Source organism: Idiomarina loihiensis (assembly GCF_024584785.1).
GTDB classification, from domain to species: domain Bacteria; phylum Pseudomonadota; class Gammaproteobacteria; order Enterobacterales; family Alteromonadaceae; genus Pseudidiomarina; species Pseudidiomarina fusca.
In genome coordinates this window covers 646,822-663,882 of sequence record NZ_CP074112.1, presented here as the reverse complement: position 1 = coordinate 663,882, position 17,061 = coordinate 646,822, and the positions used below count along the sequence as shown (strand labels likewise).

At 47.0% G+C, this 17,061-nt stretch carries 15 protein-coding genes and 1 pseudogene; 4 read left to right on the top strand and 12 right to left on the bottom strand.

From position 1 onward, the window contains the following. Positions 1-95 precede the first annotated feature (95 nt). Positions 96-1,031 carry a LysR family transcriptional regulator gene (locus KGF88_RS03045; RefSeq protein WP_153826040.1) on the bottom strand — a complete coding sequence of 312 codons (936 nt, stop codon included), beginning with the start codon at positions 1,029-1,031 and terminating at the stop codon, positions 96-98. A gap of 142 nt (positions 1,032-1,173) precedes the next feature. Between KGF88_RS03045 and KGF88_RS03040 the strand changes: the two genes are divergently transcribed. Continuing rightward, positions 1,174-1,737 (top strand): FMN-dependent NADH-azoreductase, encoded by a 564-nt coding sequence (locus KGF88_RS03040; RefSeq protein ID WP_153826039.1) that lies wholly within the window; start codon positions 1,174-1,176, stop codon positions 1,735-1,737. An 87-nt stretch (positions 1,738-1,824) separates the two neighbouring features. Here the strand turns inward: KGF88_RS03040 and KGF88_RS03035 are convergent, their stop codons facing one another. From KGF88_RS03035 to sdhC, 9 genes are all read right to left on the bottom strand, one after another. Next, positions 1,825-2,685 (bottom strand): DMT family transporter, encoded by an 861-nt coding sequence (locus tag KGF88_RS03035; RefSeq protein WP_153826038.1) that lies wholly within the window; start codon positions 2,683-2,685, stop codon positions 1,825-1,827. Between the two features lie 177 nt (positions 2,686-2,862). Next, positions 2,863-3,735 carry a succinate--CoA ligase subunit alpha gene (gene sucD, locus KGF88_RS03030; protein WP_110075336.1) on the bottom strand — a complete coding sequence of 291 codons (873 nt, stop codon included), beginning with the start codon at positions 3,733-3,735 and terminating at the stop codon, positions 2,863-2,865. Continuing rightward, positions 3,735-4,901: an ADP-forming succinate--CoA ligase subunit beta gene (gene sucC, locus KGF88_RS03025; protein WP_110075446.1), complete on the bottom strand. Its 1,167-nt coding sequence runs from the start codon at positions 4,899-4,901 to the stop codon at positions 3,735-3,737. The genes sucD and sucC overlap by 1 nt, the downstream gene beginning before the upstream one ends. Positions 4,902-5,047: 146 nt before the next feature. Beyond that, positions 5,048-6,577 carry a 2-oxoglutarate dehydrogenase complex dihydrolipoyllysine-residue succinyltransferase gene (odhB, locus tag KGF88_RS03020; protein ID WP_162014492.1) on the bottom strand — a complete coding sequence of 510 codons (1,530 nt, stop codon included), beginning with the start codon at positions 6,575-6,577 and terminating at the stop codon, positions 5,048-5,050. Positions 6,578-6,590: 13 nt separating this feature from the next. Then, the gene (sucA, locus tag KGF88_RS03015; protein ID WP_153826036.1) at positions 6,591-9,398 is read right to left on the bottom strand and encodes a 2-oxoglutarate dehydrogenase E1 component; all 2,808 of its coding nucleotides are present in this window, start codon (positions 9,396-9,398) and stop codon (positions 6,591-6,593) included. Between the two features lie 101 nt (positions 9,399-9,499). After that, positions 9,500-10,219: a succinate dehydrogenase iron-sulfur subunit gene (locus KGF88_RS03010; protein ID WP_110075339.1), complete on the bottom strand. Its 720-nt coding sequence runs from the start codon at positions 10,217-10,219 to the stop codon at positions 9,500-9,502. Positions 10,220-10,233: 14 nt separating this feature from the next. Further along, complete coding sequence (gene sdhA / locus KGF88_RS03005) at positions 10,234-12,000, bottom strand: succinate dehydrogenase flavoprotein subunit (protein ID WP_162014491.1); 1,767 nt, start codon at positions 11,998-12,000, stop codon at positions 10,234-10,236. After that, complete coding sequence (sdhD, locus tag KGF88_RS03000) at positions 12,001-12,357, bottom strand: succinate dehydrogenase, hydrophobic membrane anchor protein (RefSeq protein WP_110075341.1); 357 nt, start codon at positions 12,355-12,357, stop codon at positions 12,001-12,003. Then, entirely contained in the window at positions 12,351-12,725 is a 375-nt protein-coding gene (gene sdhC / locus KGF88_RS02995) for a succinate dehydrogenase, cytochrome b556 subunit (protein ID WP_162014490.1), read from the bottom strand. The genes sdhD and sdhC overlap by 7 nt, the downstream gene beginning before the upstream one ends. Before the next feature lie 563 nt (positions 12,726-13,288). On the opposite strand from sdhC, the gene KGF88_RS02990 reads away from it, so the two are divergent. The 3 genes and pseudogenes from KGF88_RS02990 to KGF88_RS02980 all read left to right on the top strand — a co-directional run. Beyond that, positions 13,289-14,569, top strand: coding sequence for a citrate synthase (locus KGF88_RS02990; RefSeq protein WP_110075343.1), 1,281 nt, complete (start codon positions 13,289-13,291; stop codon positions 14,567-14,569). Between the two features lie 281 nt (positions 14,570-14,850). Further along, positions 14,851-15,432 carry an efflux RND transporter periplasmic adaptor subunit gene (locus KGF88_RS02985; RefSeq protein WP_153826035.1) on the top strand — a complete coding sequence of 194 codons (582 nt, stop codon included), beginning with the start codon at positions 14,851-14,853 and terminating at the stop codon, positions 15,430-15,432. After that, positions 15,423-16,127 (top strand): annotated as a pseudogene (locus tag KGF88_RS02980) (efflux RND transporter permease subunit); the annotation flags it as partial. The gene KGF88_RS02985 and the pseudogene KGF88_RS02980, both read left to right, overlap by 10 nt. Here KGF88_RS02980 and kdsB read toward each other — a convergent pair. Together kdsB and KGF88_RS02970 are read right to left on the bottom strand one after the other, a co-directional pair. Beyond that, on the bottom strand, positions 16,105-16,857 hold the full coding sequence (kdsB, locus tag KGF88_RS02975; protein ID WP_153826034.1) for a 3-deoxy-manno-octulosonate cytidylyltransferase: 753 nt from the start codon (positions 16,855-16,857) through the stop codon (positions 16,105-16,107). The pseudogene KGF88_RS02980 and the gene kdsB overlap by 23 nt on opposite strands. Beyond that, positions 16,854-17,051 (bottom strand): Trm112 family protein, encoded by a 198-nt coding sequence (locus KGF88_RS02970; protein ID WP_153826033.1) that lies wholly within the window; start codon positions 17,049-17,051, stop codon positions 16,854-16,856. Before KGF88_RS02970 ends, kdsB begins: the two co-directional genes overlap by 4 nt. Positions 17,052-17,061: the final 10 nt, after the last annotated feature.

Genomic DNA, 17,061 nt, shown 5'->3' with positions numbered 1-17,061 from the left:
TGGGCCTTGTGTTGTTCTGAAATCGTTATTAGTAGTACGTTTTCGATAAAACTTAAACGCTTGTTTAAATGATTGTAGTGAAGCGGCGCTAAAACTCAATCAATATTTGTTAACGAACGTTTCGCAATCACCGGCAGTCGGGCTGCCAAAAAATCTATAAAGACCCGCACCGCAGGCAGCAAGCCTCGGCGGTAAGGGTACACCATATGCATAATACCTAGTGGCAATGACCAATCGGGTAACACGCGTTCTAATTGCCCGGCAGCTACCGCCTGTTGGCACAAATAATTTGGCAGCGCCACCATTCCCAACCCAGCAATTGCAGCCTCTCTGAGAACAATCATATCGTCGGTGATTAACCGAGGTCGGAAACTCACTGCTAATTTATCGCCCGTATCTGAGGTTAAGTCATAGCGATATTGACCGCTGGTGTAGTGCAAACTTAAATGTGGAAAATGCACCAAATCTAACGGATGTTGTAACTCTTTAGCTATCGCAGCAACGTCGCCGCACGTAGGGCTTCGATAAAGGGTCAAGGGAGCATCGGCCAGCGGTCTTGCAATCAGCGATGAATCTTCAATACTTGAGCGCACCCGCAGCGCTACATCAATGCCCTCATCAATCAGGTTCACAGGCTTATTCGTCACCATCAGATTCACCCGTACTTCAGGATACAAGGCCATAAATTCGGGTAATAACGCCACCAACATGCTTTGGCTAATAGCATAGGGAGAGCTCACATGAATATCCCCTCGCGGTGTATCCATCACCAGTTGCGTCACTTGTTGCGCCGCTTCGGCCGCTGCCACTAGCGTTTCACAATGCACCAGAAAAGCCTGGCCCACATCGGTTAGCTTAAGGCCGCGCGTACTTCGATGTAGCAGTCTTACCCCCTGCTGCTCTTCTAACTCGGTTAAGCGTCGACTGACAGTCGATTTTGGCATCTTCAGATCACGGGCTCCGGCACTGACGCTGCCCGCTGCGACCACTTTGGCAAAGATTAAATAATTAGTGAGATCAGGTAATGCCATAGGTTTCCTTTAACGACTCAACTATTCCATATATGGAACGATGCTTTCCAATATACCTAGCTACCGACATATATGGAACAGTGTAGAATAGCCATCATCAATTAATACCCAAGCATACAGCGCAAAATTTTAAGAGGTTGTTATGAATATTCTACACATAGATTCAGGCATTTTTATTGATCAGTCTGTCAGCCGTAAACTAAGCGCCGACATAGTTGCGCACCTGAGTGCGAAGCAATCGCCTACTCAGTTGGTGTACCGTGACTTAGTCACGCAGCCTGTGCCTCATTTAGACGCAAGCACATTATTAGACGGCGACAACGCTCTTACTCAGCAATTGATTGCTGAGGTACAAGCGGCCGACGTGTTAGTCATCGGCGCTCCTATGTACAACTTTACTATCCCAACTCAGCTGAAAGCTTGGTTAGATCGTATTTTAAAAGCTGGCGTGACCTTTAAGTATACCGAACAGGGTCCGGTTGGCTTACTTAACAATAAAACCGTTTACATAGCATCAGGTCGCGGTGGTATCTACAGCCAAGGTGAGGCAGCAGCCATGGATCATCAAGAAAGCTATTTAAAACAAGCGTTAGCTTTTGTTGGTATTACTGATGTTCACATCATTCGTGCTGAAGGCGTTAACCTAGGTGAAGAACCGCGAACAACTGCCTTGGCAGCAGCGGCAACCGCAGTAGCCTCACTCTAGTATCTATTTGTTGTGTGTTAAGCTCTTGAGCGACTCTAGCGAGTCGCTTTTTTTTGTCTATGGGTTGCTGTGTGTATCTCAGTACATCTAAGTACGTTTAAGCACCACCACTAAGATGCCACCTATAATTGCAACTGCTGCAATCAGCAAATGCATGGTAAGTACTTCATGAGCAAACAAAACCCCTCCTAGGGCAGCAATTAATGGTACTAACAATTGTCCAATAGCGGCGGTCGTCACAGTTATTTGGGGTAGCACCAAATACCAGATAGCGTAACCGACGCCTGAAGTAATAGCTCCAGAAACCATGGCCAGCATCACCCCATCGGTGGATACGATGAGCTCAGGGGCTTGCCACCAGAAAGCGATTAACACAAAAGGAATAGCGCGGACAAAATTAAAGGCAGTATTGGCGAGCGGAAAACCTCGTCCGCGTCCATGCACTGAATAGAATCCCCACGCCACACCGGCACCAGCCATCAACATAGCAGCTAAAAGTGACGATGGTAGCTGCATGCTAGGCACCAGCAAATACACAAAGCCGGCAAAGGCAATGACCACCCCCAACCATTCTCGGCGGCTTAGCCGCGTGCCTTGATAGAGGGTTATAGCTAACATACTTAACTGCACCGCAGTAAATAACACTAACGCACCAAATCCTGTTTGCAACTCCACGTAGGCATAAGAAAAAGCAATAGCATACCAACTTAGAGTAAGTGCACCCCACCAACTGCCCTTACTATAGGGTTGTTTTTGCGGCCGATGAAAGAAGCTACGTAACCACACCAACAGCACCAACATCACAGCCCCACTCACTATTCTGATCACAAGAAATGAAGCAGGATCTATGGCAGGCTCAAGTAATGCATAGCGATTAAGAATGGAATTTCCGGCAAACGCTACTAGTGCCATTGCAAAAAGAACAACTAATTTGAGACGGTTTACCATAGTCTGCTCCAGCAACTCTGCGGTTTGACGGTTGAGAAAAGATTGAGATGTAAGCTTGTCCCCCACCTTACCACGACCCTTATGGACCTTGTAGATAGAGCCATGATCTTGCACGCACAAAAAAGCCGCTCCATAGAGCGGCTTTTATTTAAGTTAGCAAGGATGCCGAAGCAGAGCTTACCAGCCCGTTTTTTCACGCAAAGCTTTACCGATATCGGCAAGACTACGCACGGTTTTAACACCAGCTGCTTCTAAGGCTGCGAATTTCTCGTCTGCAGTACCTTTACCACCAGAAATAATCGCACCAGCATGGCCCATGCGCTTACCTGGAGGAGCAGTAACACCAGCAATGTAAGATACTACTGGCTTGGTTACGTTATGCTTGATGTACTCTGCAGCTTCTTCTTCAGCAGTACCGCCGATCTCACCGATCATAACGATAGCTTCAGTTGCTGGATCTTTTTCGAACATCGCTAAGATATCGATAAAGTTTGAGCCTGGGATTGGGTCACCACCAATACCTACGCAAGTAGATTGGCCGAAACCTTCGTCAGTTGTTTGCTTAACAGCTTCATAGGTTAAGGTACCTGAACGAGATACGATACCTACTTTACCTGGCTTGTGAATGTGACCTGGCATAATACCGATCTTACATTCGCCTGGAGTGATCACGCCTGGGCAGTTTGGACCAATCATGCGAACGCCTTTGTGCGTCAAATATTCTTTAACGTACAGCATATCGATGGTTGGAATACCTTCGGTGATACATACAATCAGCTCGATACCAGCATCTGCAGCTTCAACAATTGAATCTTTACAGAAAGGAGCTGGTACGTAGATAACTGAAGCAGTTGCGCCAGTTGCTTCTACAGCTTCGCGTACCGTGTTGAATACTGGTAAACCCAAGTGCGTTTGACCGCCTTTACCTGGAGTTACACCGCCAACCATTTGCGTACCATAGGCAATAGCTTGCTCAGAGTGGAATGTACCCTGACCGCCAGTAAAACCCTGGCAGATGACTTTGGTGTTTTTATCGATCAAGATAGACATTATTGACCTCCTGCCGCTGCAACCACTTTATCAGCTGCATCAGATAAACTTTCTGCTGCAATGATGTTGAGGCCACTTTCTGCTAATTTCTGCCGACCTAGTTCTGCGTTGTTACCTTCTAAACGCACTACTACAGGTACTTTCACGCCAACTTCTTCAACTGCGCCCATGATGCCTTCAGCAATCATGTCACAACGAACGATACCGCCGAAGATGTTAACTAAAACAGCCTTAACAGCGTTGTCAGACAAGATGATTTTGAATGCTTCAGTAACGCGCTCTTTGGTTGCGCCGCCACCAACATCCAAGAAGTTTGCTGGCTGACCGCCGGCAAGTTTAACGATGTCCATCGTACCCATCGCCAAACCAGCACCGTTCACCATACAGCCGATGTTGCCATCTAGAGCTACGTAGTTTAATTCCCACTTAGCTGCTTGGGCTTCACGCTCGTCTTCTTGTGAAGGATCGTGCATTTCACGGATTTTTGGTTGACGATACAGGGCGTTACTATCGATGTTGATTTTGCCGTCTAAGCAATGCAAGTTGCCTTGGTCGGTAATCACTAACGGGTTGATTTCTAACAATGCGAAATCGTACTGTTCAAACATCTTCGCTAAGCCCAAGAAGATTTTAGTGAATTGCTTCACTTGCTCTGGATTTAGGCCTAGTTTGAAACCAAGTTCACGACCTTGGTATGGCTGTGCGCCAACCGTTGGGTCGATGATTGCTTTAAGAATCTTCTCTGGAGTTTCTTCTGCAACTTTCTCGATTTCTACGCCACCTTCGGTTGATGCCATGAACACAATTTTACGTGTTGCACGGTCAACAACTGCACCTAAGTAAAGTTCTGAGGCGATGTCAGTTAAGCTTTCTACTAAAATTTTAGCGACCGGCTGACCGTTTGCGTCAGTCTGATAAGTCACCAAGTTTTTGCCTAACCAGTTACTCGCAAATGCGTGTACTTCGTCTAAGCTAGAAACCAATTTTACGCCGCCCGCTTTACCGCGGCCGCCTGCGTGTACTTGCGCCTTAACAACCCAACGCTCGCCACCAATTTTTTTAGCAGCTTCTACGGCTTCATCAGCAGTGTCTACTGCAAAGCCTTCAGATACTGGCAATCCGAACTCTCTAAAGAGTTGTTTAGCCTGATACTCATGCAAGTTCATGATGATCTTCCGATTCGTTTGAACAACAAAAGCAGCGTCATGCTGCTTACCCGAAAATTTCGCACACATTTTAACGTTTTGTGCGGAAAAATAATAGCCGCTTGTGTCATTGTCATGTAACTGACATCAAGCGGCTGTGTTATTTGTTAAATATCCAACAATAGACGTTGTGGATCTTCTAACAATTCTTTGATGGTTACTAAGAAGCCAACGGATTCTTTACCATCAATGATGCGGTGGTCGTATGATAACGCCAAGTACATCATAGGTAGAATTTCTACCTTACCATCAACCGCCATCGGACGATCTTGGATTTTGTGCATACCCAAGATAGCGCTTTGCGGCGGGTTCAAGATTGGAGTTGAAAGCAATGAGCCGAATACGCCACCGTTCGTGATGGTGAAATTACCGCCTTGCATATCTTCCATGGTTAGTTTGCCATCACGACCTTTAAGTGCCAGATCACGAATGCCATTTTCAATATCAGCAATACTCATCTTATCAGTATCACGTAATACTGGAGTTACCAGACCACGTGGCGTAGAGACAGCGATGCTAATATCAAAATAATTGTGATAAACAATGTCATCACCATCAATCGATGCATTCACTTCAGGGAAACGCTTCAACGCTTCAGTAACAGCTTTGACATAGAAACCCATAAAACCTAAACGGGTATCATGGCGCTTCTCAAATTCATCTTTGTACTTTGAACGTAAGTCCATGATTGGCTTCATGTTAACTTCGTTGAAAGTGGTTAACATGGCGGTTGCATTTTTTGCTTCTAGCAAACGCTTAGCGATGGTTTTACGCAAACGCGTCATAGGCACACGTTTTTGTTCACGCTCACCGGTTGCTACCGCAGTTGGGGTGCTTGCTGCTTTCGCTGGCTCAGCCTTTTTGCTGCCGTCTTTCAGATGCTTTTCAACATCTTCTTTAGTGACACGACCGCCTTTACCAGTGCCTTTAACATCAGCTACTTGCAAGCCATTTTCAGCTAGCATACGACGTACTGCTGGGCCAGCCACTTCACTATCACCTTCGTCAGTCGCTTCTTCTTTAGCGTCGTCTGCTTTGCTTGAATCTGCAGCTGCGCTTGCGCCTGCTTCAACAATACCGATCACGTCATCAGCGCCTACAGTGGCACCTTCGTCAAACTTAATTTCAGCCAGAACCCCGTCAGCAGGAGCTACTACTTCTAGCACCACTTTGTCGGTCTCGATATCCACTAAGTTTTGGTCACGAGTTACTGCATCACCAGCCTTAACGTGCCAAGTAGCGATGGTCGCATCAGCAACTGACTCTGGCAACTGAGGAACTTTAACTTCTAGCTTTTCACCAGAACCTGATGCTTGTTTAGCAGCTGGCTGGTCGGCCTTAGCTTCAGCTTTATCAGCTTTGCTGTCGTCTTTACTTTCTGCTTTAGCGGCGCTGCCATCAGCTTTTTCTAGCTTACCGATAACCTCGTCAGCACCTACAGTGGTGCCTTCTTCAGCAATGATGTCACCCATCACGCCGTCATCCGTTGCTACGACTTCTAACACCACTTTGTCGGTTTCGATGTCGACAAGGTTTTGGTCACGTGAAACTTTGTCACCTGGCTTAACATGCCAAGTAGCAACAGTTGCATCAGCAACTGATTCTGGTAATTGTGGAACTTTAATATCTATAGCCATGGTCAATTATCACCTATTTAATGGTTAGCGCGTCATCGACTAATTGTTGCTGCTGTTTATTGTGCTCAGACAAATAGCCTACCGCTGGTGCAGCAGATGCAGCACGACCGGCATACGTTAACTGAGCGCCCTTCGGAATTGCGGCCCAGAAATTGTGCTGGCTACTGTACCATGCACCTTGGTTCTGAGGCTCTTCCTGACACCAGACAAAATCTTTTACATGCTGATAATCTTTCATGATTTCAGCCATTTCTTCCGCTGGGAACGGATACAATTGCTCAACCCGAATAATTGCTACATCGGTTTGCTCGCGTTTACGACGCTCTTGTAACAAGTCGTAGTAAACCTTACCGGAACAGAGTACCACGCGTTTCACTTTTTTCGGATCTAAAGAATCGATTTCAGCAATCGCATTTTGGAACACGCCACTGGTCATATCCTCAAGATCAGATACCGCTAGCGGATGCCGTAACAGCGACTTCGGCGTCATCACGATCAATGGACGACGCACGGGACGTAACTGCTGTCGACGAATCATATGGAACACCTGAGCAGGTGTGGTAGGAACACACACCGACCAGTTATGATCTGCTGACAGTTGCAAGAAACGTTCTAACCGCGCCGAACTATGCTCTGGCCCTTGTCCTTCATAGCCATGAGGTAACAATAGAGTCAAACCACACAAGCGGCCCCACTTTTGTTCACCTGAGCTTAAGAACTGGTCGATAACTACTTGTGCGCCGTTAGCGAAATCACCAAACTGAGCTTCCCACATCACCAACGATTTGGGCTCTGCGGTAGCATAACCGTATTCAAACGCCACCACCGCTGCTTCTGATAATACCGAGTCATAAATTTCGATTTGGCCTTGGCCTTCACGAATATTATTTAGCGGCATAAAGGTGCTTGCGTCTTTTTGGTTATGCAATACGGCATGCCGATGGAAGAAGGTTCCGCGGCCTGAGTCTTGCCCAGTAAGACGGATATGCACCCCTTGGTCCACCAAGCTGGCATAAGCTAAGGTTTCAGCAAAACCCCAATCTGCTGGTTTTTCACCGGCAGCCATTTTAGCGCGTTCTTCGTAAACCTTTTGAACTCGTGAATGCAGCTTGTGAGCTGTTGGCACAGTACTCATCGCCTCGCCAAGCTTAGTTAGCTGTTCGCGACTAATTTTTGCGTCGTAATCAACATCCCACTCGTTACCAATATATGGCTTCCAATCTGACGAGTGACTCTTCATGTCACGCCATTCGTCTACGACGATCTCACCTTTATCAAGTAAGTCACGGTAGTTATTGATCAAACTTTCTGCTTCATCCGCTGCCACAATACCTGCATTGACCAAACGCTCAGCATAGATGGCACGAGGCACTGGGTGCTTCTTCACCTTGCTATACATTAGCGGTTGCGTTGCACTAGGTTCATCGGCCTCATTGTGGCCATGGCGGCGATAACAAACTAAATCGATCATCACATCGCGTTTGAACGTATTACGGAAATCAAGCGCTAGCTGAGATACAAAAATTACGGCTTCAGGATCATCTGAATTAACGTGGAAGATTGGCGCCTGCACCATTTTCGCAATATCAGTACAATACTGAGTTGAACGAGTGTCTTCACGCTTAGAAGTGGTGAAACCTACTTGGTTGTTCACCACAATACGAATCGAACCACCCACCTGGTAGGCGCGGGTTTGAGACATATTGAAGGTTTCTTGCACGATACCTTGGCCAGCGATGGCAGAGTCACCATGGATGGTAATAGGTAGCACTTTGGCACCATCTTTATCGCCTAACCGATCCATCCGTGCCCGCACTGAGCCCATCACCACCGGGTTAACGATTTCTAAATGCGATGGGTTAAATGCTAAGGCTAAGTGCACATCACCGCCTTTAGTAGCAAAGTCTGACGAAAAGCCTGAATGGTATTTCACGTCACCAGAGCCTTTGCTGATGGCATGCTTGCCAGCAAATTCATCAAATAGATCTTGGGGCTTTTTACCTAAGACGTTCACCAGCACGTTTAAACGACCGCGGTGCGCCATACCGATAACAACTTCTTTGCCACCGTGCTCGCCACTGCGATGAATCAACTCTTTAAGCATAGGTACCAGAGCATCGCCACCCTCTAACGAGAAGCGTTTTGCGCCTGGGAATTTTGAGCCTAAGTATTTTTCCAGGCCATCAGCCGCAGTTAACTCTTGTAACAGTTTACGTTGCTGCTGTTGCTCAAATTTAGGACGGCCACGCACGCCTTCTAGACGTTGCTGAATCCAACGTTTTTCTTCGGTTGACACGATATGCATGTACTCAGCACCCACTGAGCCACAATAAATATCGTTCAACACTTGGTAGATTTCGCCCAACTTCATGGTCTCTTGACCAACGGCTAGCGAACCTACATTAAATTCTTTGTCAAAATCGTCTTTGCTAAGCTCGTGGTGCTCTAACGACAAGTCCGCAACCGGCTCTTGTTTCCACAAATCAAGCGGGTCTAGGTTGGCGTGCTGATGGCCACGAAAACGATACGCATTAATCAGCTGCAAGACCTTCACTTGCTTTTGATCAGGAGCCCCTGCGGCAGCAGTGCCTGCTTGCTTCAATTTATTCTTGGCAAGGGTACGAAATTGGTCACGAATGGTACTGTGCTTAGTATCTTGAGCACTGCCTTCACGCGGCAGCTGATCAAAGAAAGTGCGCCACTCGTCACCCACCGACGTCGGGTCGTCGAGATATAACTCAAACAACTCTTCGACATACGCCATGTTACCACCGGCTAGGTGGGAGGATTCTAGCCAGGCTTGCATTACGCCATCTTGCATCGCTGTTCCTTCACACTCGTTTTACAAAAAAATAGCCACCCAAGCTGGATGGCTATTTCGATACAGCTCGGCCACAACTATAGCAAATCTATGCGAAATGGTTAAATCGCACGATTCAATAGCATGGATTTGATGTGTCCAATAGCCTTGGTTGGGTTCAACCCTTTCGGGCATACATTGACACAGTTCATAATGCCATGGCAGCGGAATACGCTGAAGGCATCATCTAAGTCATCAAGACGCTGCTCGGTGGCAGTATCACGACTATCAATCAAGAACCGATAGGCATGTAACAAGCCAGCAGGACCGATAAACTTATCTGGATTCCACCAGAACGACGGACAAGAGGTTGAGCAACATGCACACAAGATGCACTCGTACAGACCGTCTAATTTCGCACGTTCTTCAATCGTTTGCAGACGCTCACGCGCTGGTGGAGTTTTGTCATCATTGATCAGATAAGGCTTAATCTTCTCATATTGAGCGTAGAACTGGCTCATATCTACAATCAAGTCACGAATCACTGGCAAGCCCGGTAATGGACGAATCACGATTTTCTTGTTGCCACCTTTAAGAGCTGACAATGGCGTGATACAAGCCAATCCGTTTTTACCATTCATGTTGAGGCCGTCAGAACCACATACACCTTCACGGCATGAACGACGGAACGCCAACGTTGGATCTTGCTCTTTCAGCAACAATAATAAATCCAACACCATCATGTCGCGATTAGCTTCCACTTCAATGGAGTAATCCTTCATGTACGGGGCGTTATCAACGTCCGGGTTGTAACGATACACTGAAATATTCAACGTCTTCATCGTTTCACCTAACCTTAGTAAGTCCGCGCTTTCGGCGGGAATGCTTCGCGCAGCTTAGGCTGCATGTTAACTTCGCGCTTCACAATAGATTCATCTTGTGGGCGATACACGGTATGTACCAACCAGTTGTCATCATCGCGATCTGGGAAGTCAGCACGGCTATGCGCACCACGGCTTTCCGTACGGAAGTTAGCTGCTACTGCGGTTGAATAGGCAGTTTCCATTAAGTTATCCAACTCTAAGCACTCAATGCGCTGGGTGTTGAATTCTTTACTGGTATCGTCAAGACGTGCATTTTTCAGCCGCTCACGAATCTGTTTCAACTCTTCTAAGCCTTCAGCCATCGCTTTCCCTTCACGGAATACCGAGAAGTTTAACTGCATGCAACGCTGCAAATCTTTCTTAATTTGAACCGGATCTTCGCCATCTTTGTTATTTTCCCAACGACGAACACGTGCCAACGCAGCATCGATATCATCCTGACGAGCTTCTTTCGCATCGCCCAATGATGCCATTGCCTCGGCCAAATGTAAGCCTGTTGCACGACCAAATACCACCAAGTCTAACAACGAGTTACCACCAAGACGGTTAGCACCGTGCACCGATACGCACGCAATCTCACCACAGGCAAATAAGCCGTGAATTGGCGTAGGGTTGCCTTGGTCGTCGATCTGCAATGCTTGACCGTTAACATCGGTAGGAATACCGCCCATCATGTAATGACAGGTTGGGATAACTGGAATCGGCTCTTCGGCTGGATCAACGTGAGCAAAGGTTTTAGCCAAATCGCACACGCCTGGTAAGCGGCTTTCTAAAACATCACGACCTAAGTGGTCTAGTTTCAGTTTCAAGTGTGGCCCTAATGGACCATCGCAACCACGGCCTTCGCGAATTTCCGTCATCATTGAACGAGCTACCACGTCACGCGATGCTAAATCTTTAGCATTCGGAGCATAACGCTCCATAAAGCGCTCGCCATCTTTGTTCAACAAGTAACCACCTTCACCACGGCAACCTTCAGTTACTAAGGTACCGGCACCGGCAATACCAGTTGGGTGGAACTGCCACATTTCCATATCTTGCACTGGTACGCCAGCGCGTAATGCCATACCTACACCGTCACCGGTATTGATGTGAGCATTGGTGGTTGATGCGTAAATACGACCCGCACCACCCGTTGCTAACACGACAGCTTTCGCTTTAACGTAGAAGATTTCGCCAGTTTCGATGTTCAGGGTGGTCACCCCAACAATGGCACCGTCTTCGTTTTTAACTAAATCTAGTGCATACCACTCAGAAAAAACGGTGGTTTTATTTTTGACGTTTTGCTGATAAAGCAAATGCAATAAGGCGTGACCGGTACGGTCGGCAGCAGCTGCAGTACGCGCTGCCTGCTCGCCACCAAAGGCTTTTGATTGACCACCGAATGGACGCTGATAAACTTTACCATTCTCGAAACGTGAGAAAGGCAAGCCCATGTTTTCTAGTTCCAAAATGGCTTCCGGACCTGTTTTACACATGTATTCGATCGCGTCTTGGTCACCAATATAGTCTGAGCCTTTCACGGTATCAAACATGTGCCATTCCCAGTTATCTTCGTGCGCATTTCCTAACGCTACGGTGATACCACCTTGCGCTGAAACTGTGTGCGAACGAGTTGGGAATACTTTAGACATCAAGGCACAGGTCATGCCCGCTTGAGAAATTTGTAAAGCAGCGCGCATACCTGCGCCGCCAGCGCCGATTACTACGGCATCAAATTCGAGTGTTTGTACGCTCACTTAGACACCCTCCACTGGCCACACTACCAATAAACCGGCTAACCAGTAAACGATAAGTGCAACACATACCACATATTGAAGAAAAGCTCGTAAGCCGGTGTTTTTAACGTAGTCAGTTAAAACTTGGAATATCCCAATCCAGCCGTGAATTAACACCGCGGTTAAGGCCAACATGGTAAAGATCTTCATACCTAGGTTAGCGAATAAGTTAGTCCAAGTTGCATACGTTAACGTGTCGGCTGACACCAGGAAGCTCACCATAAAGATGGTGTATAACGCCATGATGATGGCGGATGCACGAATTAAAATAAAATCGTGGCTGCCTGAACGGCCGAAGGTTGAAGCTGCTTTTACCATAACCACACCCCTACCAGTATTGAAACAAGGATTGCTAAAACGAATACGGCTTGTGCACTGATGCGGCCTGAATCAAGCTCTTCCCAGTGACCAAGGTCCATAACCATGTGACGTACACCTGCTAACAAGTGATACCCCAAGGCGGTTAAAATACCCCAAGCAATAAACTTAGCAACGAAGCCGGTAAGCAGGTCTTGCACGAGCGCAAAGCCTTCAGCTGATTGCAATGATGTAGCTAGCGCCCAGACCAAAAAGCCAACACCGCCTAGCATGATAACACCAGACACGCGATGGAGAATGGAACTGATTGCCGCAGCAGGAAATCTAATAGTACTTAGTTCTAAATTTACAGGTCTTTGTTTTTTCACGATTGTTGTGCCTTACAGAAAAGCATTGATAACATGCTCGGAACTTCAAACATCCTCATAATCGAGCATTGACTAGAGGACCCTGTGAGATCGCCGCCAAAGTATATAAGCCATAACACTTAATTACAATTATCAAACAGCGGCTTTCTGCTTAAAAACGCAAATTAATTCAGATTAGATCAAGACAATAAAATCCAGCACTAAATGACAATCCGACCTTAGTAGTATACCGCTCGCACAGGGATGAGCGTATAACAGCAGTTGGATCTTTTTGTCATCGTTTGGCTGATCCCAGTTGACGCTCTTGCCAACTGCAAGCAAACGAACAAACCCGGTGCATCGATCACCGCTAGCACCGAAAAAGTTAATGGGCGATAATCTAACTGTCACACAGTTGCGTAATCATACTCGGTTGTGTTGCCTAGCAAGACACTCAGTGTTGACCTAAATCAATACAAAGATGTGGTTCAAACAACTGTTTGAATTGACACGGAGGGTTAAGATCTAGTAAATTCTATCGCCCTTTTTAGTGATGAAGCAGACTTAAACAAGGAGATTTCCTTATGGCTGATCGTAAAGCCACCCTGCAGATTGACGGCCAATCCATTGAATTGCCAGTTTTATCTGGTACAGCCGGCTATGATGTAATTGACGTGCGTACTTTAGGCAAGCATGGTTTTTTCACCTTCGACCCGGGCTTCCTAGCAACAGGATCTTGTGAATCAAAGATCACCTACATTGATGGTGAGCAAGGCATTCTTCTGCATCGCGGATATCCTATTGATCAGCTAGCGACTCAAGCGGACTATCTCGAAGTGTGTTACATGTTGCTGCACGGTGAAGCACCAACGCGTGAAGAATATGATGCGTTTAAGCAAACCATCACCAAGCACACCATGGTTCACCAAGGTTTGCATAATTTCTTTAACGGCTTCCGTCGTGATGCGCACCCTATGGCTATGCTATGTGCCGTTACCGGAGCTTTATCTTCGTTTTATCATGCTGATCTCGATATTCACGACGAGCAAGCGCGCTTACGTAGTGGCTATCGCTTGGTCGCTAAAATGCCGACGATTGCTGCGATGGCCTATAAATTTAGCATCGGCCAACCGTTCGTGTACCCTCGTAACGACCTGAGCTATGCTGAAAACTTCTTGAATATGATGTTCTCAGTACCGGCTGAAGATTACAAAATCAGCCCGACCATCGCCAAAGCTATGGATCGCATTTTCACTTTGCATGCGGATCATGAGCAAAACGCTTCAACCTCAACCGTACGTTTAGCCGGCTCTTCAGGCGCTAACCCGTACGCTTGTATTGCCGCGGGTGTCGCATCTTTGTGGGGACCAGCTCATGGTGGTGCCAACGAAGCTTGCTTGCGTATGTTGAGTGAGATTGGTTCTGTTGAAAACATTCCTAAGTACGTTGAAAAGGCCAAAGATAAGAACGATCCGTTCCGTCTGATGGGCTTTGGTCACCGCGTTTACAAGAACTTTGACCCACGTGCTACCGTCATGCGTGAAAGTGCCCACGAAGTACTCAAAGAGTTAAACATCCAAGATCCATTGTTAGATGTCGCTATGGAACTTGAGCGTATTGCTCTTGAAGACCCGTACTTTGTTGAGAAGAAACTGTACCCGAACGTAGACTTCTACTCAGGTATCATCCTGAAAGCTATTGGTATTCCTACTAATATGTTTACGGTTATTTTTGCCTTATCGCGAACTGTCGGTTGGATTTCACACTGGCACGAAATGATGGGTGAAGCGAATCAGAAGATTGGACGTCCACGTCAATTATACACAGGTTCAGCACAACGCGATTTTAAACCACTGAAACGCTAACATCGCAGTGGAACTCGCCATTTTTTAGTGAAAAGCACTCTTCGGAGTGCTTTTTTTTGTTTTCTCTTCAATAAACCTTTTCTGTCTCGTCTTCATCTAAACCATCGAGGCACCTGTATAAAACCGTTAAAACAAAGGGTTAAGCCAATTTTTTAAACGCTAGTGATAAAATTGGCACGTTCTATGCATCTGTCTTCGTACCTGGTCGTTACACCAACACCTACTGACCGAAAACCAATATCTAATAATAACGAGTGATTAACGCATTCAATCGGGACAAGATGATGAACACCTACAGAAATACTAATCGATTTGCCGCAGTAGCCTTGCTCTCAATGCTAGCACTACCTATCAGTGCCTGTAGCGATGCCGGCGCTAATAACGAAAGCGCTGTAGACATACAACAAACTCAGGTGGCACGTATTCCAGTGGCCACTCAGACGGTTATGGCGGGTGAAATAACCTCAAGTTTTAAATCGACAGCAACTCTTGAAGCGCGCGATGAAGCTGATGTCACCAGTAAAGCCACGGGCATTATTGAAACGATTTTGGTTGAGGAAGGTGATTATGTTGAAGCTGGACAATTACTCGCTCACATGCGTGACGATGAATATCGAATTCAGGTAGCCCAAGCTCGCGCCGAGCTAAACTCCATCAAACAAGAATTAAAACGCGTAAAGGATATGGCTGAGCGCGACATGATCAGCGCCGATGCGTATGACAAATTGCGCTTTCAAGCCGAGATATTACAAGCGAAATACGACATGGCAGCATTAAATCTCGCAGAAACCGAGATTCGAGCACCTATCAGTGGCTACATTGCTTTTCGTTACGTTAAACCCGGCAACCTAGTACGTCATTAACGATTGATGCTAACCTAACCGACCTTACCACCAACGAAGCACGTGATGAAATCACCGCGGCTCTGAGTCAGTTGCAGTTACCGCAGGGGTATTTGTGGAGTTTAGATGGTAGCTTTGAACGGCAACGTGAAAACGAAAGCGTTATGCTGGTGAATACCCTACTTGCCGTGGCTCTGATCTACATTGTTATGGCTGCGTTGTTCGAGTCAATCCTGCTCCCGACAGCGGTCATAACCTCGCTCTTATTCTCTATTGTTGGGGTGTTTTGGGCGCTACTCATCACCGGACAGTCGATTTCCGTGATGGCCATGATCGGGATTTTGATCCTGATGGGAATTGTGGTGAATAATGGCATTGTCTTAGTCGACCGCATCAACCAATTACTGGCTAGCGGAGCAAGCCTGCAAGAAGCCATCATTGAGGGAAGTGTCAGCCGCTTGCGGCCCATATTAATGACGGTTTCAACCACGGTATTAGGTTTGTTGCCGTTAGCCTTCGGCACCACTCAAATTGGTGGCGATGGTCCTCCTTATGCACCTATGGCGATTGCCATAATAGGTGGTTTGGTGTTCTCGACTCTCACCAGTTTGTTCTTGGTACCTTACGCCTATGCCCGTTTGATAGGTATGCGAGCGCGCTGGCAACGTTTGTGCCAGCACGCGCAGATAAAAGTTAGTCAGTTACTTCCTGATTAGCTCGTGCTAGGTCGGCTGGTGTATCAATACCAGCCGGCGGCGACGCAATGGCTTCCGCAACATGAATGCGTTCACCGTACCAAAGCACTCGTAATTGCTCTAACGACTCGATTTGCTCAAGCGGGCTTGGCTCCCACTCAACATAACGCCAAACAAAACCTGCCCGGTAGGCATAAATGCCAATATGGCGACGATAGTCGGCAAGCTCACCTAAGCGTGCGCGGCATAAACCATCGCGCTCGTAAGGAATTGGCGCCCGACTAAAGTACAAGGCATAGCCGTTCACATCAGTGACCACCTTTACTGCATGAGAGCTGGTGACTTCTTCTAAATTATGAATAGGCACGGCTAACGTCGCCATCTGTGCTTGCTTTTGATTGGCTAGATTGTCTGCTACTTGGCGGATTATCTCAGGCGGTATAAAAGGCTCATCACCTTGCACATTAACCACCACATGATCATCCGCAATCGCTAAATATTCGATCACTTCAGCAATGCGCTCAGTGCCCGAATTGTGGGCACTTGAGGTTAACATAGCGCGCCCACCAAATGCCTCAACCGCATCCACGATACGCTGATCATCGGTGGCAACAATCACTTCCGCAGCACCGGCTGCTGCAGCGCGCTCATACACCCGCTGAATCATCGATTTATTACCAATCATCGCCAACGGCTTACCCGGTAACCTAGTGGAGGCATACCGCGCCGGAATAATCACTGTAAAGCTCATGAGGGAAGTTGCTCCAAATCAGTCGCTGTTAATTCACGTGCTGCGGTCGTCAACAGCATGGGAATATCGTTACGAATAGGAAATGCTAATTTATCACCACGGCAAATCAATTCTCGGCTTGGCGCATGCCAAACCAAGCGCCCCTTACATAAGGGGCAAGCCAAGATTGCTAATGTTTTATTATCTACAGCCATTCTCTACTCC

Coding starts and splice junctions, on each gene's coding strand:
- KGF88_RS03045 (WP_153826040.1), bottom strand. CDS start 1,031: ATGGCATTACCTGATCTCACTAATTATTTAATCTTTGCCAAAGTGGTC.
- KGF88_RS03040 (WP_153826039.1), top strand. CDS start 1,174: ATGAATATTCTACACATAGATTCAGGCATTTTTATTGATCAGTCTGTC.
- KGF88_RS03035 (WP_153826038.1), bottom strand. CDS start 2,685: ATGGTAAACCGTCTCAAATTAGTTGTTCTTTTTGCAATGGCACTAGTA.
- sucD (WP_110075336.1), bottom strand. CDS start 3,735: ATGTCTATCTTGATCGATAAAAACACCAAAGTCATCTGCCAGGGTTTT.
- sucC (WP_110075446.1), bottom strand. CDS start 4,901: ATGAACTTGCATGAGTATCAGGCTAAACAACTCTTTAGAGAGTTCGGA.
- odhB (WP_162014492.1), bottom strand. CDS start 6,577: ATGGCTATAGATATTAAAGTTCCACAATTACCAGAATCAGTTGCTGAT.
- sucA (WP_153826036.1), bottom strand. CDS start 9,398: ATGCAAGATGGCGTAATGCAAGCCTGGCTAGAATCCTCCCACCTAGCC.
- KGF88_RS03010 (WP_110075339.1), bottom strand. CDS start 10,219: ATGAAGACGTTGAATATTTCAGTGTATCGTTACAACCCGGACGTTGAT.
- sdhD (WP_110075341.1), bottom strand. CDS start 12,357: ATGGTAAAAGCAGCTTCAACCTTCGGCCGTTCAGGCAGCCACGATTTT.
- KGF88_RS02990 (WP_110075343.1), top strand. CDS start 13,289: ATGGCTGATCGTAAAGCCACCCTGCAGATTGACGGCCAATCCATTGAA.
- KGF88_RS02985 (WP_153826035.1), top strand. CDS start 14,851: ATGATGAACACCTACAGAAATACTAATCGATTTGCCGCAGTAGCCTTG.
- kdsB (WP_153826034.1), bottom strand. CDS start 16,857: ATGAGCTTTACAGTGATTATTCCGGCGCGGTATGCCTCCACTAGGTTA.
- KGF88_RS02970 (WP_153826033.1), bottom strand. CDS start 17,051: ATGGCTGTAGATAATAAAACATTAGCAATCTTGGCTTGCCCCTTATGT.